Here is a 16884-nt window from a genome sequence, read left to right on the forward strand (position 1 = left end):
GCCGACTGACCGTAACTCTCCGCCCGGTCCTCGGCTTCCGGACCGGGTCCACGGTCCGGGTTCCCGGCCAGGCTCGGCAGGCCGCTGAGCTGCGCGCTCTCCGTCGGTCCGAGTTCCTGGTCCGGGTTGTCCGGAACTCCGGTCCGGGTTTCGGTCGCCGGTCGGTCCCGTTCTGGACCGACCGGATCAGCGGCACGATCCGGTCGAGCGCCGGTCCCCGGAGAGGGGGACTGGCCGTCCGCTCGGTCCGGACGGTGCCACGGGATGCCCTGGCCGGGGACGGCAGCGGCAGGCCAGACGACCTTGCGGGATGTGTTCGAGGTGGCGGGGGACGTAGAGTCCTCCATCGGCGTTCCTCTCAGGTGAGGGACGGGACGTGCAAGGTCCCGCCCTTCACCGGTTCGTTCAGGGATGGGCGATGTGCAGGGGAATCTCCGGCCCTCGGCGTTGGCGCGCCGGGGGCCGTTGCTGTGTCCGGGGCTGCCGGCGGCTCACGAGGCCAGGCCCCATTCCTCCTGGCCGGCGATCAGAGTGCGCTCGTAGCGCAGCAGCTCGGCCTCGGGGTACAGCACCCGCTTGCCGACCTTGATGCCGCGCGGCCCCTTCTTGATCTGGCGCCAGTAGCGGACGGTGCTTTCGGCTGTGCGGTAGCGCTCGGCGACCTCGGCGGTGGTCAGGTATCGCATGCATTCCCATTCGGTTAGGTGGCGATTCGATCTGCATAGAGTTGTATCCGACGATCCCCGATTACCCAAATCGGGAAGCCCGTGTTTCAATTTGGATAGCGACGGTGACGATGGAGGTTCGATGGCAGGCGACAGGCCCGAAGGCGGCGAAGTGCCGCTGCTTTACAGCGAGGGAAACGTGGCCGCACGCGTGGCCCTGGAGCGCGAGGTCAGAGGGTGGAGCACGACCGAGCTGGCAGAGCGGGTGACCAGAGCCGGCGTCAAGATGAACCAGACGGCGGTCTGGCGCATCGAGAACGGAACCCCTCGCCGGCGCATCAACCTCGACGAGGCCCTCGCCTTCACCCGCGTCTTCGAGCTCCCCCTCGAAGAGCTGATGTCCCCGCCCCTGGAGGGGCTCGACATCGACAGCCGGCGCCTCGTTCAAGAGGCCGTCGAGGCGTTCTACGAGGCCCGAGACGCGCGCGACCGTCTCCATCACGCCGTGGTCGCCATCGCCGACCACATCAAGGCCCACCCAGACAGCTCGCGGGCCATCCACGAGCAGTGCCTCCGCCTCATGGGCAACGAGCGCGACGCTCGCACGCTCAGCAACGACATCGCGGACGGCGGCCACTACTGACAACCGACACGAAGGAGAGGCCACTTGGCCAACATTCAGAAGCGCCCCAACGGCAAATGGCGGGCCCGCTACCGCGACCTCGACGGCAAGGAGCACGCCCGCCACTTCGAGCGGAAACTCGACGCCCAGCGATGGCTCGACGAGGTCACGGCCAGCATGGTCACCGGCCAGTACGTCGACCCGCGCGCCGGCCGCGTCACCTTCGAGAAGTACGCCGAGACGTGGGAGGGCTCGCTCATCGCCAGCGAGGCGGGCGAGCGCATCACCGACAACGCGCTACGGCTCCACCTCGTACCGGCACTGGGTGCCCGCTCCATGGCGGCGATACGCCGCAACGACATCCAGGTGCTCTTCAAGAACCTGTCCGACCAGCTTGGCCCCGGCAGCGTACGGAACGTCTACGACGTCCTCGTACGCCTCATGACGGCGGCCGTGGACGACAAGGTCATCGCCTCCAGCCCGTGCCGCCGGATCACCCTCCCGGCCATGCCGGACGAGGAGGTCACCCCGCCCACGGTCGAGCAGGTCGAGGCGATGGCACGGGTGATGCCGCCGTACATCCGCGCGGTGATCGTCACCCTCGCCGGATCAGGGCTGCGCATCGGTGAACTGCTCGGCCTGAAGGTGTCGGACGTCGACTTCAAGGCCGGCACCATCCGCGTCGAGCGGCAGCGGCTCCAGTCCGGGAAGATCGGCCCGCCGAAGACCGCCAAGTCCCGGCGTACGGTCCCGGTCGGCGAGGTCGTCACCGACGCGCTCCTCGCGCATCTCGCCGCGCGGCCCTCCAAGGAGTGGCTGTTCACCATGGAGGAGGGGGAGCCGCTCAACTACCGGCAGTGGAAGACCGAGTGGAATGGCGCCCGCAAGGCGCTCCAGGCGGCCGAGAACGGGGCCGCCGAGCAGGAAGGCCGTAAGGCCGTCGAGCTGCCGCACATGGTCACCCACGACCTGCGGCACTTCTACGCCTCCGCGCTCATCGCCGGCGGCGCGAGCGTCAAGCAGGTGCAGCTGGTCCTCGGGCACGCGTCCGCCGTCATCACGCTGCGGATCTACGCGCACTTGTGGCCGGGGGAAGAAGACCGCACCCGGGCCGTCATGGACGCCGTGCTCGGCGGCCTGCGGACCGGGTGCGGACAGCTAAGCGGCGCGACCCGCGAAAGTGCAGGTCAGGCCGCCTAGGTGAAGATCAAGCCTTCTTCGTCTCCCAGAAGATGCGGTCGATCTCGGCGATGAGCTCCAGGGCCTTCTCGCCGGTCTTCGGGTCGGTGGACGCCTTGGCGGCCGAGAGGGCCTTCAGGGTGTCGTTGACCAGCTGGTTGAGCTCGGGGTACTTCTCGAAGTGCGGGGCCTTGAAGTAGTCGCTCCAGAGCACCGAGACGTGGTGCTTGGCGAGCTCCGCGCGCTGCTCCTTGATGACCGTGGCGCGGGCCCGGAAGTGCGGGTCCTCGTTCGCCTGGTACTTCTCCTGGACAGCCTTGACGGACTCGGCCTCGATGCGGGCCTGGGCCGGGTCGTACACGCCGCAGGGGAGGTCGCAGTGGGCGCTGACCTTGACCTTGGGGGCAAACAGGCGGGAGAGCATTGAGCCGTCCTTCCTCGTGATCGTCTTCTCAAGTGGGAGATTACTCGGTGAGAGGGGCGTTTTCGCGAGCGCCCCCTGGGGCTTAGGTCAAAAGTCCGGGGTTCGGCCGGGACTCGTGTACGAGTCGACGAGGGGAGCAGGAGTGGAGCGGGAGGCAACCGCGGCGGCCGAGGCGCCGTTCGGAATCGCCGAGGTGACGGGGGTGTCGATGGTGCCCACGCTGCTGCACGGCGACCGGCTGCTGGTGCGGTACGGGGGGCGCGTGGGGCCCGGGGACGTGGCCGTGCTGCGCCATCCGCTCCAGCAGGATCTGCTCGTGGTGAAGCGTCTGGTCGAGCGACGGGACGCCGGGTGGTGGGTGCTCGGGGACAATCCGGGCGCCGAGGGTGACAGCCGGGTCTTCGGGGCCGTACCGCCCGAGCTGGTGCTCGGGCGGGTGCTGGTCCGGTACCGGCCGGTGACGCCGGGGCGTCAGCGTTCGGCCGGGGTGGTGCTCTCCTGGCTGTTCTCGGCGGTGCGGCCGGTGAGGTCGGTCCGCTCGGCCTCCAGGCGCTTGCGGGCCCGGTAGGCGGCCACGTTGGCGCGGGTGGCGCAGCGGTCGGAGCAGTACCGCCGGGAGCGGTTGGTGGAGGTGTCGAGGTAGGCGTTGCGGCAGGGCGGGGCCTGGCAGAGGCCGAGCCGGTCGGCGCCGAACTCCGTGAGGTGGAAGGCGAGTCCCATCGCGGAGATGGCCGCGTAGCCGGTGGTCGCGTTGGACGAGTGGTCGGCGAGGTGCATGTGCCAGCGGGGCCGGCCCTCGTCGTCGAGGTGGTCGTGGCCCGAGATCTGCGGGCTGACCGGGAACTCCAGGAGGAGCGAGTTCAGCAGGTCGACCGCGCCCGTGTGGTCGCCCTCGTCGGCCGCGGTGAAGACGGCCCGCAGCCGGGTGCGGATGGTGCGGAAGCGGGGCAGGTCGGCCTCGGTGACCCGGCGGGCCATCTGCCCGGCGGGGCCGAAGAGCTCCTTGACCGCCTCGACGGAGCCGAGGCCGTCCCTGCCGCGGGCCGGCTCCTCGGTGTTGACGAGACGCACGGCGAAATCCGAGTAATGGGCCAGCTCCACTTGTAGTCCTTACTCCGGAGGGCTAGGGTCGGCGTCGAGGGGGTAACCGGTGTTTCCCCTTCGAGGGTATTACGTTCTCTGGTGTTCCGCGGTGAAGACGACGGAGGGTACGGACATGGGCGACACCGACTGGGCGGGCTGGCAGCAGAGCTGGGACCGTCAGCAGGAGTGGTACATGCCGGACCGCGAGGAGCGGTTCCGCGTCATGCTCGACATGGTCGAGGCGCTGGTGGGACCGGAGCCCCGCGTCCTCGACCTCGCGTGCGGTACGGGAAGTATCACGGACAGGCTCCTCCGGAGGTTCCCGGACGCGGTTTCCACCGGGGTGGATCTCGACCCCGCGCTGCTGGCCATCGCCCGCGGCACCTTCGAGGGTGACGGACGGGTCGCCTTCGTGACGGCCGACCTCAAGGACCCGGAGTGGACGAAGGCGCTGCCGTACGACACGTACGACGCCGTCCTCACCGCCACCGCCCTGCACTGGCTCCACAGCGAGCCCCTCACCGCCCTGTACGGGCAGGTCGCCGGGCTCGTCCGGGACGGTGGGGTCTTCATGAACGCCGACCACATGATCGACACGGCCACCCCGCGGATCAACGCCGCCGAACGGGCCCGGCGGCACGCCCGGATGGACGAGGAGAAGGCCGCCGGCGTCCTCGACTGGGCGGAGTGGTGGGCGCTCGCCGCGAAGGACCCGCTCCTCGCCGAGCCCACCGCCCGCCGCTTCGAGATCTACGGCGAGCACGCCGACGGTGACATGCCCTCGGCCGGCTGGCACGCCGACACCCTGCGCGCCGCGGGCTTCGGCGAGGCCCGCCCGGTCTGGTGCTCGCCCTCGGACACGCTGCTGCTGGCCGTCAAGTAGCCGGGAACGCCGGAAGGGGCGGTACGGGTCCACGCCCGTACCGCCCCTTCCCGCACGCCTTACAGCACCTTGGACAGGAACGCCTTCGTCCGGTCGTGCTGCGGGTTGCCCAGGACCTCGCGCGGGTGGCCGGACTCGACCACCACGCCGCCGTCCATGAAGACCAGCGAGTCGCCGACCTCCCGGGCGAAGCCCATCTCGTGGGTGACGACGATCATCGTCATGCCCGACTCGGCCAGGTCCCGCATGACGTCCAGGACGTCGCCGACGAGCTCCGGGTCGAGCGCCGAGGTCGGCTCGTCGAAGAGCATCAGCTTCGGCTCCATCGCCAGCGCGCGGGCGATGGCGACGCGCTGCTGCTGGCCGCCGGAGAGCTGGGAGGGGTAGTTCCCCATCTTGTCGCCGAGGCCGACCCGGTCGAGCAGGCGCTCGGCCCGCTCGCGGGCGACGGCCTTGGACTCGCCCTTCACCTGGAGGGGCGCCTCCATCACGTTGGCCAGGGCCGTCATGTGGGGGAACAGGTTGAAGCGCTGGAAGACCATGCCGATGTCCCGGCGCTGGGCCGCGACCTCGCTGTCCTTCAGCTCGTACAGCTTGTCGCCCTTCTGGCGGTAGCCGACGAGCTGCCCGTCGACCGAGAGCCGGCCGCCGTCGATGCGCTCCAGGTGGTTGATGCAGCGCAGGAAGGTCGACTTGCCGGAGCCGGACGGGCCGACCAGGCAGAAGACCTCTCCGCTGCGGACCTCCAGGTCGATGCCCCGGAGGATGTGGGCGGCGCCGTAGGACTTGTGGACGCCCTCCGCCTTGACCATGGGCTGACCGGTCATCGCGTCGCCTCCGGGGAGCGCTTGAAGGTGGTGAGGTTCGCCTTGACCCGCTGCCACGGGGTGGGCGGCAGGCTGCGGAGCGAACCCCGGGCGAAACGACGCTCCAGGTAGTACTGGCCGACACTGAACACGCTGGTCAGCGCCAGGTACCAGATGGAGGCCACGAAGAGCATCTCCATCACGGCGCTGGACGTGCTGCCGATGTTCGAGGAGGCGCGGAGCAGTTCGGTGTACTGCACGGCCGAGACCAGCGACGAGGTCTTCAGCATGTTGATGAACTCGTTGCCCGTCGGCGGCACGATGACCCGCATCGCCTGCGGCAGCACGATCCGGCGCATCGTCTTCGTCTGGGACATGCCGAGCGCGTGCGCCGCCTCGGTCTGGCCCTCGTCGACCGACTGGATGCCGGCGCGGACGATCTCCGCCATGTACGCGCCCTCGTTGAGGCCGAGGCCGAGGAGGGCGACCATGAACGGCGTCATGACGTCCACGGTCTCGTTCTTGTAGATCGGACCGAGGTTGATGTACTCGAAGATCAGCGACAGGTTGAACCAGACCAGCAGCTGGACGTAGACCGGCGTGCCGCGGAAGAACCAGATGTAGAGCCACGCCACCGCGCCCGTGACCGGGTTCTTCGACAGGCGCATGACGGCGAAGAGGATGCCGAGCACCAGGCCGAGCGCCATCGAGGCGACGCTGATGACGATCGTGTTCCACAGGCCGTCGATGATCGACGAGTCGAACAGCTTGTCCCACACCGTGTCCCAGATGATGTTGCCCTGGGAGAAGGCGTAGACGAGCCATCCGAGGAGGACCACGACCACCACGGCGCTGATCCAGCGCCCGTAGTGGCGTACGGGCACGGCTTTGATGGCCTCGTACGGCGTGGCGGGGGAGCCGGACCCGGACGGCGTGGGGGCCGGGTCCTTGCTGAGCTTGTCAGTCATGACGACTGCCCTTCAGTGGTGCGAGGGGGAAAGCGGGCAGGTCACTTGCCGGCGTTGACGGTGGCCGACTTGACCGCGCTGCCCTCGACGTCCCACTTCTTCAGGGCCTCGGCGTAGGTGCCGTCCTTGATGATCGCGTCGAGCGCTTCCTTGACGGCGTCGCGCAGCTGGGTGTCGTCCTTCGAGACGGCGATGCCCATGAGGCCGACGTCGGTCTGGTTGCCGACGACCTCGAAGTCGTTGCCGCCGCCCGAGGTCTTCGCGATGTACGCGGCGACCGGGTAGTCGTTCAGGTCGGCGACGGCGCCGCCGGCCTTCACGCGGGTCTGGGCCTCGGCGTCGGTGTCGAACGCCTGGATCGTGAGCTTGTTCGCGCCGCACTTCGTGGCCTGGGCCTTGAAGGTGTCCTCGTAGATCGTGCCGCGCTGGACGGCCACGGTCTTGCCGCAGAGGTCGTCGAGCGAGTTCACGCCCTGCGGGTTGCCCTTCTTGACCAGCAGGGAGACGCCGGAGGAGAAGTAGTCGACGAAGTCGACGCCCTTGCCGATCTTCTTCCCGTCGTCGTCCAGGCCCTCCTGGCGCTTCTTGTTGTCCGTCATGGAGGACATGACGAGGCTGTGGCGGCCGGACTCCAGGCCGGTGATCAGGCCGTCGAAGGTGCCCGAGGTGAACTCGAGCTTCACGCCGAGCTGCTTGCCGAGGGCGGCGGCGATGTCGGGGTCGACACCGACGATCTTGCCGTTCTCGGTGAACTCCATCGGGGCGTACGAGGCGTCCGTGCCGACCTTGATGACGCCGGCCTTCTGGATGTCGGCGGGCAGCTTGGAGAAGAGCGGGGCGGAGTTGGCGGCGGTGCCGCCCTCCTTGGTGGACCCGCCCTCGGTCTGGTCACCGCAGGCGGTCAGCAGCATGGAGCCGGCGACCGCGATGGCGGCGACCGCGGCAAGACGGGAGGTGCGGGTCTTGGCGGCGGTCGTACAGCGCGTGGAGCGTGCGGTCATGGTCGGGATCCTCCGGCGTATGAGGGAGTTGCCATAGGCGTTGCCAAGGGGCCGCGTACGCGTCTTCGAGTGCCGCGACCTCGTGTGATTACGGCATCTTGCCATTCGGACTGCCTCAAACCGACGGCCACGGATGTCAAAATCGGGTAACGGGTGGGGCCCGAATCCCGACAGGCCGGTACATCAAGGCCGCACCATCTTTTGCGAGCCACTGCCTTCACCGAAGAATCTACGGTCGATCTCGGTATTCGGACGACACGAAGGACGCCAAACGGGTTCTTTGACCATCTGTCCTGATATCGGGTGACGAGTGGTTCTCCGTCCGCGTCCGGAAGCACTCGGTATGAGTCGCGTCACCGAGTGGATACGGACTCGTCTGCGGTGCCGTCCGTCCGGTAAGAAGGATCCTTACACCCCTCATCCGGGGCTCAGGGCGCGTTGTGCGGCGCGCCCGCGCGGTTGCCCGACACGGCGACCGCGGGACCCGCCCACCGCTCCACACCAGGAGCGGCAACCCTCGACAACAGACATATAAGGGGTCTCACCCACATGGCAGCGGAGATCGTCAATCCTCGCAGCGAGAGCGGCACGGAAGGAGCTCCCGAGGAGCCCTTCGACCCGGCTTTCGCCCTCCACCGCGGCGGCAAGATGGCCATTCAGGCCACCGTCCCCGTCCGCAACAAGGACGACCTGTCCCTCGCGTACACCCCTGGCGTCGCCAAGGTGTGCACCGCCATCGCCGAACGGCCCGAGCTGGTCCACGACTACACGTGGAAGTCCCAGGTCGTCGCCGTCGTCACGGACGGCACCGCCGTCCTCGGCCTCGGCGACATCGGCCCGGAGGCCTCCCTCCCGGTCATGGAGGGCAAGGCGATCCTCTTCAAGCAGTTCGGCGGCGTGGACGCCGTCCCGATCGCCCTCGCGACCACCGACACCGACGAGATCGTCGACACCGTCGTCCGGCTCGCCCCGTCCTTCGGCGGCGTGAACCTGGAGGACATCTCGGCCCCGCGGTGCTTCGAGATCGAGCGCAAGCTCCAGGAGCGCCTCGACATCCCGGTCTTCCACGACGACCAGCACGGCACCGCCATCGTCACCCTCGCCGCCCTGCGGAACGCGGCGAAGCTGACCGGCCGGACCCTCGGCGACCTGCGCGCCGTCATCTCCGGCGCGGGCGCGGCCGGCGTGGCCATCGCCAAGTTCCTGCTGGAGGCCGGCATCGGCGACGTCTGCGTCGCCGACCGCAAGGGCGTCGTCAGCAGCGACCGCGAGGACCTCACGGACGTCAAGCGCGAGATCGCCGGCCTCACCAACAAGGCGGGCCTGTCCGGCTCCCTGGAGACCGCCCTCGCCGGCGCCGACGTCTTCATCGGCGTCTCCGGCGGCACGGTCCCCGAGGCGGCCGTCGCCTCCATGGCCGAGGACGCCTTCGTCTTCGCCATGGCCAACCCGAACCCCGAGGTCCACCCCGACGTCGCGCACAAGTACGCGGCGGTCGTGGCCACCGGCCGTTCGGACTACCCCAACCAGATCAACAACGTCCTCGCGTTCCCCGGCATCTTCGCCGGTGCGCTCCAGGTCCGGGCCTCCCGGATCACCGAGGGCATGAAGATCGCCGCCGCCGACGCCATCGCCGGCGTCGTCGGTGACGCGCTCGCCGCCGACTGCGTCATCCCGTCGCCGTTCGACGACCGGGTCGCCCCGGCCGTCGCGGCCGCGGTCGCCGCAGCCGCGCGCGCCGAGGGCGTCGCCCGCCGCTGACACCGGCACGCGGGAAGCCACGAGAGGCCCCGCCCGGTCCGCCGCAACGGACCGGGCGGGGCTTTTTCGTGCGCCCGGGCGCGGGCGCGGCGGGTAGGGCGCGGAGGGTGGGGCGCGGAGGGGCGGGGGTGCGGCGCGCCGGAGGCTTCGGGCGGGCCGCTTCCGTCCGGCGTACCGGGTGGGTGTGCCGGTGGTACGCACGGGTGGTGCGTGCCTTGGGCGCAGGAGTCCCCTGCCGCTGAGCCCTCTGCCGCGCTTCCACCGCCTTCCCGCCGAGCGCCGGCACGCGATCCTGGGCGCCGCCCGCGCGCACTTCGCCGCCGACGGGCCCGGGACCGCCTCGTACCACCGGATCATCGAGGCCTCCGGCATCCGGAAGACCGCCGCCCATCCGTACGTCGACGGGCGCGGCGACCTCCTCGCCGCCGTCCTCGCCGACGTGCTCGAACGCCTCCCGGCCGCCCTCGGCCCGTGGACGCCGGCCGCGGACCCCGCGGGCCTCCGGGCCCGCCCGGAGGCCGGCACGGGCGCGCTGGGCGCCCCTCTGCGGGACCACCCCGACGGCCTCGCCCTCGCCGCCCGCGCGGTGCGGGGGACCGAGGGGGCGCGGGGCGCCTGGACCGGCTGGTTCGACGCGCTCGTCGCGGACGGGCAGTGCCTCGGCGTCATTTGCGCCGGCATCGACCGGGAGCCCCTGGCGGGGCCACCGAGGCCGCCCTGCGCGTCGCCGGCGTCCGGGCCCTCGGCCGGGCCTCCGAGGTCCCGGACGGCCCCGACACGGGCCAGGTGCGGCGGCTCCTCGCCGGGCTGTGGGGAGGCGGGCGGGCGGGAGCGGCGACGGCACGGGGCCGGGGTGCGCGGGCCTCCACGTCGACCGGCGGACACCGCCGACGCCCCCCGGCCTCCTCGGCCGGCTCGAACGCCTCACGGGCCCGGCAAGACCCGCGGCGAGTCCGCCGTGGAGGCGGCCGGCGTCGGGGCGCGCGCGGCCCTCCTCGCCGCCGGGACGCGGTCCGGGGCGACCCGAGGGGCCGGCCGGGACCCCCGCTCGCCGTCACCGCCCTGATCGCCCCCGACCTCCTCGGCGGCATCCTCACCACCGCCACGAACGCGGCCGAGCGCTGCTGCCACCGCCCCCGGCCCGGCGCCCGGCGCGCCCGCCTGCTCCTCGCCGCCGCCCTCCTCCCGCACCTCGCCGTCGCCGCCCTCCTCCCCGACGGCGCCGCCGGCTGGTTCCCGGGCAACGCCGGGCTCCTCCTCGCCGGCGCCCTCCTCGTCGAGTTCTCGCCCGTCCCGCTGCGCCGTCCGGTGGCGATGGGCGCCTGCACCGCCGCCGTCCTCACCGGCTTCCTCCGGCTGACCGTGTCGCCCGGCCTCGTCTGGTCCGGCCCCCCGTTCTTCCCGAAGCCCCTCGTCTGCCACCTCGTACCGGAGGCTCCGCTCGCCGGACACCCGGCCGGGGGCGGCGGGTCCGCCCCGGCGCGTCCGGGCGCAGGCGAAGGCGGCGGCCCGGTGCCCCCGTCCGGGAGTGGGGGCGGCGGCCCGGGCTCCCGACCGGGAGCGGGGGCGACCGGCGAGCGGGGCCCACGTCCTCGACGACCGGCCCGGCGCGGGGGCGTGCGCCCGGGGGCTCGCCGGCGCCTTCGTCCGGGGCCCGCCGCGGGGTGGATCGCCGGCGGGTCCGGGCGGGTCCGGATCGGGCCCCTGGGGGTCGCCGCCATGGGGCGGCCGGGCGGCGCGGGCGGCGGATGAGGGCTCCGGCCAGGGGATGTGCGTCACACCGGCGTGTGGTTCCGCGCGCTCCCCGTCGCCGCCTAGGGTCGAGGTCATGTTCGCTGCCTACGCCGCCCGAATCGACCGCGACCAGCCCCTGAACGGACTCGAGTTGGGTGAACGCCCCGAGCCCGTGGAGCGCCCCGGCTGGACCACCGTCACCGTCAAGGCCGCCTCCCTCAACCACCACGACCTGTGGTCGCTGCGCGGGGTGGGACTGCCCGAGGAGAAGCTTCCGATGATCCTCGGCTGCGACGCCGCCGGGATCGACGAGGACGGCAACGAGGTCGTCCTGCACTCCGTCATCGGCCAGACCGGCCACGGCGTCGGTCCGGACGAGCCCCGTTCCATCCTCACCGAGCACTACCAGGGCACCTTCGCCGAGCGGGTCGCCGTCCCCCGCTGGAACGTGCTGCCCAAGCCGAAGGAGCTCTCCTTCGCCGAGGCCGCCTGCCTCCCCACCGCCTGGCTGACCGCCTACCGGATGCTGTTCACCAACGCCGGTGTCCGCCCCGGCGACTCGATCCTCGTCCAGGGCGCCGGCGGCGGCGTCGCCACCGCCGCGATCGTCCTCGGCAAGGCGGCCGGCCTGCGGGTCTTCGCCACCAGCCGGGACGAGGCGAAGCGGAAGCGGGCCGTCGAGCTCGGCGCCGTCGAGGCGTACGAGCCCGGCGCGCGCCTGCCGCGGCGGGTGGACGCCGTCATCGAGACCGTCGGCGCCGCCACCTGGTCGCACTCGGTCAAGTCCCTGCGCCCCGGCGGCACGCTGGTGATCTCCGGCGCCACCAGCGGCGACCGCCCCTCACACGCCGAACTGACCCGGATCTTCTTCCTGGAGCTGAAGGTGGTCGGCTCCACCATGGGCTCGAAGGACGAGCTGGAGGACCTGCTCTCCTTCTGCGCGGCCACGGGTGTCCGCCCGGTGATCGACGAGGTGCTGCCGCTGGACCGGGCCCGCGAGGGCTTCGAGAAGATGGCCGCCGGCGACCTCTTCGGAAAGATCGTGCTGACGAACCCTTGATACGGGTCGGTCGACCTGATGAGATCTCCGGCACGTGAAACGTGAACAACGCTCACTTCTTCGTGCCGGAGGTCCTCCGTGTCCCGCTTGTCGCGCACCACGCTCCCGGCGACCGCCGTCGCCCTCTCCCTGCTCGCCGCGCTCGCCCCCTCCGCCGGTGCCGCCGTCCGCGCGGACCGCGGCACCGGCGGGGACCGCATCCCCGCCCTCACCGACTCCCGGGGCCGCGTCCTCACGCTGCGCGGCTGGAACGTCGGGGACAAGGCGCACAGCGGTGACGCCGCCCTCTCCTCCGTCACCGAGAAGCACTTCCGGGACATGCGGGCCAAGGGCTTCAACACGGCCCGTCTGCTGGTCTTCTGGGACGACCTGGAGCCCCGCCCCGGGCAGTACAGCCACCGCTACCTCCGCACGGTCGAGCGGGTCCTGGACTGGGCGGCCGCACACGACGTCAAGGTGATCCTCGACGCCCACCAGGACGTCTTCGGTCCCGCCTTCGACCACCGGGGCATTCCCGCCTGGGCCACCAGGACCGACGGACTGCCCTTCACCCCGCACCCCGAGGACTGGTTCTCCGAGTACTTCGAGCCCGCCGTCCAGCGCGCCTTCACCCACCTCTACGAGGACGAGGACCTGCGGCGCGCCCAGGCCCGCATGTGGCGGGTGCTCGCCGACCGCTTCGAGGACCACCCGGCCGTGCTCGGCTACGACCTGATCAACGAGCCGATGGGCGAACTGCGCGAGGGGGAGGATCTGGCGACCGCCGCCCGGCGCATCGAGCGGGAGCAGATCACGCCGATGTACAACCGGATCGCGGACGCGATCCGGTCGGTCGACCGGGACTCCTGGATCTTCGTCGAGCCGACCCCGATCGTGGGCGAGGGCGTACCGACCGGCCTCGGCCGGATCGACGACCCGAAGGTCGTCTACGCCCCGCACTTCTACAACAGCGCCATGGAGGTCGGCGGCGACTACGACCCCGCGGCCCGCTGGATCGAGAACTACGAGGCGGCGGTCACCCGCTACCCCGAGGAGTACAAGGTCCCGGTGGTCGTCGGGGAGTGGGGGCCGCTCAACAACTCCCTCCCGAACATGAACCGCTTCTACCGCGAGGCGATGGCCTCGCTCGGCCGGTACGGCTCCGGCTGGACCGGCTGGGAGTGGTGCTACGGCGGCGGCTACTGCGCCGTCGACGCCACCGGCGCCTTCCGCGCCAACAAGGAGCTGACCGCCGAGCCGTACGCGGAGGCCGTCGCCGGCCGGGTGCGCTCCGCCGCGTACGACCCGGCCGCCGGCGTCTACCGCCTGGAGTACGAGGCCGCCGGGCGCCGCGGCTCCCGCGTCACCGAACTGGCGCTGCCCTCCGGCGACTGGAAGGTCACGGCCCGAGGGGCCCTCGTGCTGCGCGACCGGGACCGCGGCAGGGCCCGCGTCCTCGCAGCGCCGGACGCCCGGGTCACCGTCACGGTGACCCGGGCGTCCGGCGCGCGTCCCTGACGCGGCGGCGGGCGCCGCTCAGACGTCCGAACGGCGGTGCAGCAGACCGGTGATGCGGGTCGCCGCCGCGGCCAGGTGGTGGCGGGCCTCCGCGAGCTGGGCGTCCGTCACCCCGTGGTCGCGGGCCGCGTCCCGGACCTCGTCCCGGAAGCGGTCGAGGAGCCGGTCCAGATCCCGGGCCGGCTCGCCCGACCCGGTCGTCTCCCGCGCCCAGGCGGGCGCCTCGGCCGCCGGCCCCGCGGTGGTCTCCGCCCCGGAGGCGGCCGGATCGGCGCCCGCTCCGGCGCGGGCCTTGGGGTGGCCCGAGACGAGGTCGCCCAGCTGGGCGGTGATCCCGGACAGGCCCTCCCAGACGGTCTGCGGCCACTCGCCCTTGGCGAAGCGGCTCTGGACCTCGTCCTGCACCTGCTGGGCGATCCGCTGGAACTCCTTCGCCTGGAGCTTCGCCGAGCGGGCCTCCTCCTTCGCCTGCCGGGCCTGCTCCTTCCACTCCCGCCTGGCCCTGCCCAGCTCCTCCTTGGCGTCGGCGAAGGGTCCGGCGCCCGTGGTCCGCGTCCGGTTCGCCGCCGCCCGCATCTCGCTGCGCACCCGGCCCGCCGCGCCCCGCACGTCCTCGCGGATCTCGGCGGCCAGCTCCGAGACGGAGTCCCGGATCTCCCGCTCCAGGGCGTCGAGTTCGGCCTCGCGCCCCGCCAGCTCGGCGCGGCCCGCGTCGGTGAGCGAGTAGACCTTCCGGCCGCCCTCGCTGGTGTGGGTGACGAGCCCCTCGGCCTCCAGCTTGGCCAGCCGGGGGTAGACGGTGCCGGCGGAGGGGGCGTACAGCCCCTGGAAACGCTCCTCCAGGAGACGGATCACCTCGTAGCCGTGGCGGGGGGCCTCGTCGAGCAGCTTGAGCAGGTAGAGGCGGAGACGGCCGTGCGCGAAGACGGGGGACATGTCAGAGCACCTTTCCGGACGCGGGGGCGGAGGGGTCGGCGGGGCCGGTCGAGGGCCCGGTGGCGCCGGTCGTGCCGGAGCCGGCGTCCGTGCCGGAGTCCGGGGACGGGCCGGAGTCCGGGGACGGGCCGGAGGGCCCGGTGGCGGACCCGGACTCCGGGGCCTCGGCGGGCTCGGGACGGCGGAGGAGGGCGATCGAGCCGGAGACCGTGGTCGCCTTGAGGGTGCCGCTGCCGGCGCCGAGCGTCCCGGTGATGGACTTGGTGCCCCACTCGCCGCCCACCCGCAGGTCCTCGAAGGCGTTCGACACCGCGCCGCTGGTGGTGCTCGCCTCGACCCGGGCGTCCGCCGGGTGCGGCAGCCGGACGGCGACCTCGCCGGAGACGCTGGTGAGGCGGATGTCGGCCGGCGGGGCCCCGGCCGGTGCCGGGTCCAGGTCCAGGACCATGTCCCCGCTGACCGTCTCCGCCCGTACCGCCGAGCCGGAGCCCTCGATCACCGTCACGTCACCGGTCACCGAGCCGACCCGCAGCGCGCCGGTCACCGACTGCGCCTCCACGGCCCCCGAGACGGTCTCGGCGCGGACCGGGCCGGAGAGTCCCACGAGCGTGGTCGAGCCGGTCACCCCGCGCACCTCGGCGCGGCCCCGCAGGCCGGAGACCACCGTGTCCGCGGAGACCGCCCCCACCTCGACCTCGGCGCCGGCCGGGACGGCGACCGAGACGACCGCCCGCCGCCGCCGCTGGGCCCTGCCGTCGATCCACCCGAGGATGCCCTTCCAGTGCAGGTCCTCGTAGGTCACGGTCAGGGTGGAGCCCTCCTGGGTGACGATCAGGGGCGGGCCCTCGATCTCCGTGATCTCCACCCGGGCCGTGCTCTCGTCGGTGCCCACCACGTTCACCGCGCCGCCCACGACGCGGATGCGCAGCCGTGTCACGGGATCGGCGGGCGCGAGTTTCACCGGCTCGGTGACGGACCACTCGGTCATGGTGCTGACCTCCCGTTTCTCGAAGCTCTCGTCGAGCGGCGCCTGATGACGCAACATATCGCGACTTCGGAACTCACGATATATCGCGGTGGGGCGGAGTCAACCCTGATTCCTCCCTGACAGGGTCGGAGCGAAAAACCCTTTACGCGGACAAACTGGCCTAGCGTAGGGCCCATGAACGCGACATCCGGACCGAGCCCCGCCGGGGCGCTGCTGCTGTGCCGAGCCGACCCGTCCGCGGTCCGTCCGCCCGCCCAGCTCCTCCGGGAGCCCCTGCTCCTCGCCCCCGCCGGGGCCGGGTGGAGCGTCCTCGTACCGGAGGGGAAGCCCTGGCAGGACGGCGGGGAGCCGGTCGAGCGGGTCGTCACCGGCTGGGCCACCGCCCTCGCCGTCTCGGCCGCCACCTGGCCCGTCCTCGCCCTCTGGTGGGACGGCGACCGCGCCGGCACCACCCTGGCCGCCGGCTTCCGCCGCACCGTCGGCTACACCTGGCTCGCGGACGGCACCCCGGCCGGCGAGGACGAGGCCGTCCGGACCCTCGCCGACCGCCTCGCCCTCGACCCCGTCCTCGACGTGCAGGCCCTGGAGCCGCTCACCCTGCCCGACCCCGAGGCCGACGCCCGCACCCGGCTCCTCGGCCTCGTCGCCGTCCTCACCCGCACCGGCCTCGGCCTGCCCGCCGGCATCGAACCCGGCGAGACCCCCGACCGGCTCCGGGCGGCGGCCCTCGGCGCCGGCGCCGAGCAGCTCGCGTGGCCGGGGTGGCGCGACGCCGTCAGGGCCGAGCTCGACGCCGTGGAGGAGGGACCCGTCGGGCCGTACGTACGCGGTCCCCGGGCCCGCCTCCTGGGCGGCGCCCAGCTCGCCGCGGGCGTCCCCGTGCTGCTGTGGGGCATCGGCCGCCGCAGCGGCGGCTGGACGGCGGCGGGAGCCCTCCTCGTCGCCCACGGCGCCCTCGGCCTCGCCTACGACCGGCTGCGCGCGCACTGACCCGCGACGGGAACGCCCGAGGCCCCCTCCCGCACGGGAGGGGGCCTCGGGCGTCGCGGCCGGTGCCGCTCGGCGCCACTCGGCGCTACTCGTCTTCGTCGTCGTCGAGGCGGGCCAGCCAGGTCGCGAGGCGCTCGACCGGCACCTCGAAGTCGGGGTTGAGATCGACGAAGGTCCGCAGCTGCTCGGCGAGCCACTCGAAGGTGACCTCCTCCTCGCCGCGCCGCTTCTCCAGTTCCTCGATGCCACGGTCGGTGAAGTACATGCCGTCCAGGATAGGCCCGCCC

The 16884-nt window shown here is 72.3% G+C and carries 18 protein-coding genes; 9 read left to right on the forward strand and 9 right to left on the reverse strand.

Annotated features, from left to right (window positions below; all coding sequences use genetic code 11):
• Positions 1–491 precede the first annotated feature (491 nt).
• Positions 492–686, reverse strand: coding sequence for a helix-turn-helix transcriptional regulator (locus tag IE287_RS06255; protein WP_116158880.1), 195 nt, complete (start codon positions 684–686; stop codon positions 492–494).
• Positions 687–807: 121 nt separating this feature from the next.
• On the opposite strand from IE287_RS06255, the gene IE287_RS06260 reads away from it, so the two are divergent.
• On the forward strand, positions 808–1308 hold the full coding sequence (locus IE287_RS06260; protein ID WP_189847893.1) for a helix-turn-helix transcriptional regulator: 501 nt from the start codon (positions 808–810) through the stop codon (positions 1306–1308).
• Positions 1309–1332: 24 nt separating this feature from the next.
• The gene (locus IE287_RS06265; RefSeq protein WP_189847894.1) at positions 1333–2487 is read left to right on the forward strand and encodes a tyrosine-type recombinase/integrase; all 1155 of its coding nucleotides are present in this window, start codon (positions 1333–1335) and stop codon (positions 2485–2487) included.
• Positions 2488–2494: 7 nt separating this feature from the next.
• Here the strand turns inward: IE287_RS06265 and sodN are convergent, their stop codons facing one another.
• Positions 2495–2890: a superoxide dismutase, Ni gene (sodN, locus tag IE287_RS06270; RefSeq protein WP_030207400.1), complete on the reverse strand. Its 396-nt coding sequence runs from the start codon at positions 2888–2890 to the stop codon at positions 2495–2497.
• Positions 2891–3032: 142 nt separating this feature from the next.
• On the opposite strand from sodN, the gene sodX reads away from it, so the two are divergent.
• The gene (gene sodX, locus IE287_RS38335; protein WP_229883308.1) at positions 3033–3458 is read left to right on the forward strand and encodes a nickel-type superoxide dismutase maturation protease; all 426 of its coding nucleotides are present in this window, start codon (positions 3033–3035) and stop codon (positions 3456–3458) included.
• Here the strand turns inward: sodX and IE287_RS06280 are convergent.
• Entirely contained in the window at positions 3362–3991 is a 630-nt protein-coding gene (locus tag IE287_RS06280; RefSeq protein ID WP_189847896.1) for a CGNR zinc finger domain-containing protein, read from the reverse strand. The genes sodX and IE287_RS06280 overlap by 97 nt on opposite strands.
• A 115-nt stretch (positions 3992–4106) precedes the next feature.
• On the opposite strand from IE287_RS06280, the gene IE287_RS06285 reads away from it, so the two are divergent.
• On the forward strand, positions 4107–4856 hold the full coding sequence (locus IE287_RS06285) for a class I SAM-dependent methyltransferase (protein WP_189847897.1): 750 nt from the start codon (positions 4107–4109) through the stop codon (positions 4854–4856).
• A 59-nt stretch (positions 4857–4915) separates the two neighbouring features.
• On the opposite strand, the gene IE287_RS06290 is transcribed toward IE287_RS06285, so the two are convergent.
• Genes IE287_RS06290 through IE287_RS06300 form a run of 3 tightly spaced genes read right to left on the reverse strand, consistent with a single transcriptional unit; the run spans position 4916 to position 7631 of the window.
• Positions 4916–5683: an amino acid ABC transporter ATP-binding protein gene (locus IE287_RS06290; protein WP_308436851.1), complete on the reverse strand. Its 768-nt coding sequence runs from the start codon at positions 5681–5683 to the stop codon at positions 4916–4918.
• Positions 5680–6630 (reverse strand): amino acid ABC transporter permease, encoded by a 951-nt coding sequence (locus IE287_RS06295; protein WP_189847898.1) that lies wholly within the window; start codon positions 6628–6630, stop codon positions 5680–5682. Before IE287_RS06295 ends, IE287_RS06290 begins: the two co-directional genes overlap by 4 nt.
• Before the next feature lie 41 nt (positions 6631–6671).
• Positions 6672–7631, reverse strand: a complete 960-nt coding sequence (locus tag IE287_RS06300; protein ID WP_189847899.1) for an ABC transporter substrate-binding protein — start codon at positions 7629–7631, stop codon at positions 6672–6674.
• A 549-nt stretch (positions 7632–8180) separates the two neighbouring features.
• Between IE287_RS06300 and IE287_RS06305 the strand changes: the two genes are divergently transcribed.
• From IE287_RS06305 to IE287_RS06320, 4 genes are all read left to right on the forward strand, one after another.
• Positions 8181–9392: an NAD(P)-dependent malic enzyme gene (locus IE287_RS06305; protein WP_189847900.1), complete on the forward strand. Its 1212-nt coding sequence runs from the start codon at positions 8181–8183 to the stop codon at positions 9390–9392.
• A 669-nt stretch (positions 9393–10061) separates the two neighbouring features.
• Positions 10062–11144 (forward strand): hypothetical protein, encoded by a 1083-nt coding sequence (locus tag IE287_RS38340; RefSeq protein ID WP_229883309.1) that lies wholly within the window; start codon positions 10062–10064, stop codon positions 11142–11144.
• A 76-nt stretch (positions 11145–11220) separates the two neighbouring features.
• Positions 11221–12186, forward strand: coding sequence for a zinc-binding dehydrogenase (locus tag IE287_RS06315; protein WP_189847902.1), 966 nt, complete (start codon positions 11221–11223; stop codon positions 12184–12186).
• A gap of 87 nt (positions 12187–12273) precedes the next feature.
• Complete coding sequence (locus IE287_RS06320; RefSeq protein WP_189848229.1) at positions 12274–13683, forward strand: cellulase family glycosylhydrolase; 1410 nt, start codon at positions 12274–12276, stop codon at positions 13681–13683.
• 18 nt (positions 13684–13701) lie between these two features.
• Here the strand turns inward: IE287_RS06320 and IE287_RS06325 are convergent, their stop codons facing one another.
• Both IE287_RS06325 and IE287_RS06330 read right to left on the reverse strand, forming a co-directional pair.
• Positions 13702–14619, reverse strand: coding sequence for a PadR family transcriptional regulator (locus tag IE287_RS06325; protein ID WP_189847903.1), 918 nt, complete (start codon positions 14617–14619; stop codon positions 13702–13704).
• 1 nt (position 14620) lies between these two features.
• A complete protein-coding gene (locus tag IE287_RS06330) occupies positions 14621–15607 on the reverse strand; it encodes a DUF4097 family beta strand repeat-containing protein (RefSeq protein WP_189848230.1) in 987 nt (328 codons plus the stop codon).
• Positions 15608–15781: 174 nt separating this feature from the next.
• Between IE287_RS06330 and IE287_RS06335 the strand changes: the two genes are divergently transcribed.
• Complete coding sequence (locus tag IE287_RS06335) at positions 15782–16597, forward strand: hypothetical protein (RefSeq protein ID WP_189847904.1); 816 nt, start codon at positions 15782–15784, stop codon at positions 16595–16597.
• Between the two features lie 85 nt (positions 16598–16682).
• Here the strand turns inward: IE287_RS06335 and IE287_RS06340 are convergent, their stop codons facing one another.
• Positions 16683–16862: a DUF6104 family protein gene (locus IE287_RS06340; RefSeq protein WP_014048295.1), complete on the reverse strand. Its 180-nt coding sequence runs from the start codon at positions 16860–16862 to the stop codon at positions 16683–16685.
• Between the last annotated feature and the right edge of the window lie 22 nt (positions 16863–16884).

Source organism: Streptomyces omiyaensis, assembly GCF_014650895.1.
GTDB lineage: Bacteria > Actinomycetota > Actinomycetes > Streptomycetales > Streptomycetaceae > Streptomyces > Streptomyces omiyaensis.

Coding starts and splice junctions, on each gene's coding strand:
- IE287_RS06255 (WP_116158880.1), bottom strand. CDS start 686: ATGCGATACCTGACCACCGCCGAGGTCGCCGAGCGCTACCGCACAGCC.
- IE287_RS06260 (WP_189847893.1), top strand. CDS start 808: ATGGCAGGCGACAGGCCCGAAGGCGGCGAAGTGCCGCTGCTTTACAGC.
- sodN (WP_030207400.1), bottom strand. CDS start 2,890: ATGCTCTCCCGCCTGTTTGCCCCCAAGGTCAAGGTCAGCGCCCACTGC.
- IE287_RS06285 (WP_189847897.1), top strand. CDS start 4,107: ATGGGCGACACCGACTGGGCGGGCTGGCAGCAGAGCTGGGACCGTCAG.
- IE287_RS06290 (WP_308436851.1), bottom strand. CDS start 5,683: ATGACCGGTCAGCCCATGGTCAAGGCGGAGGGCGTCCACAAGTCCTAC.
- IE287_RS06295 (WP_189847898.1), bottom strand. CDS start 6,630: ATGACTGACAAGCTCAGCAAGGACCCGGCCCCCACGCCGTCCGGGTCC.
- IE287_RS06300 (WP_189847899.1), bottom strand. CDS start 7,631: ATGACCGCACGCTCCACGCGCTGTACGACCGCCGCCAAGACCCGCACC.
- IE287_RS06305 (WP_189847900.1), top strand. CDS start 8,181: ATGGCAGCGGAGATCGTCAATCCTCGCAGCGAGAGCGGCACGGAAGGA.
- IE287_RS06315 (WP_189847902.1), top strand. CDS start 11,221: ATGTTCGCTGCCTACGCCGCCCGAATCGACCGCGACCAGCCCCTGAAC.
- IE287_RS06325 (WP_189847903.1), bottom strand. CDS start 14,619: ATGTCCCCCGTCTTCGCGCACGGCCGTCTCCGCCTCTACCTGCTCAAG.
- IE287_RS06330 (WP_189848230.1), bottom strand. CDS start 15,607: ATGACCGAGTGGTCCGTCACCGAGCCGGTGAAACTCGCGCCCGCCGAT.
- IE287_RS06335 (WP_189847904.1), top strand. CDS start 15,782: ATGAACGCGACATCCGGACCGAGCCCCGCCGGGGCGCTGCTGCTGTGC.
- IE287_RS06340 (WP_014048295.1), bottom strand. CDS start 16,862: ATGTACTTCACCGACCGTGGCATCGAGGAACTGGAGAAGCGGCGCGGC.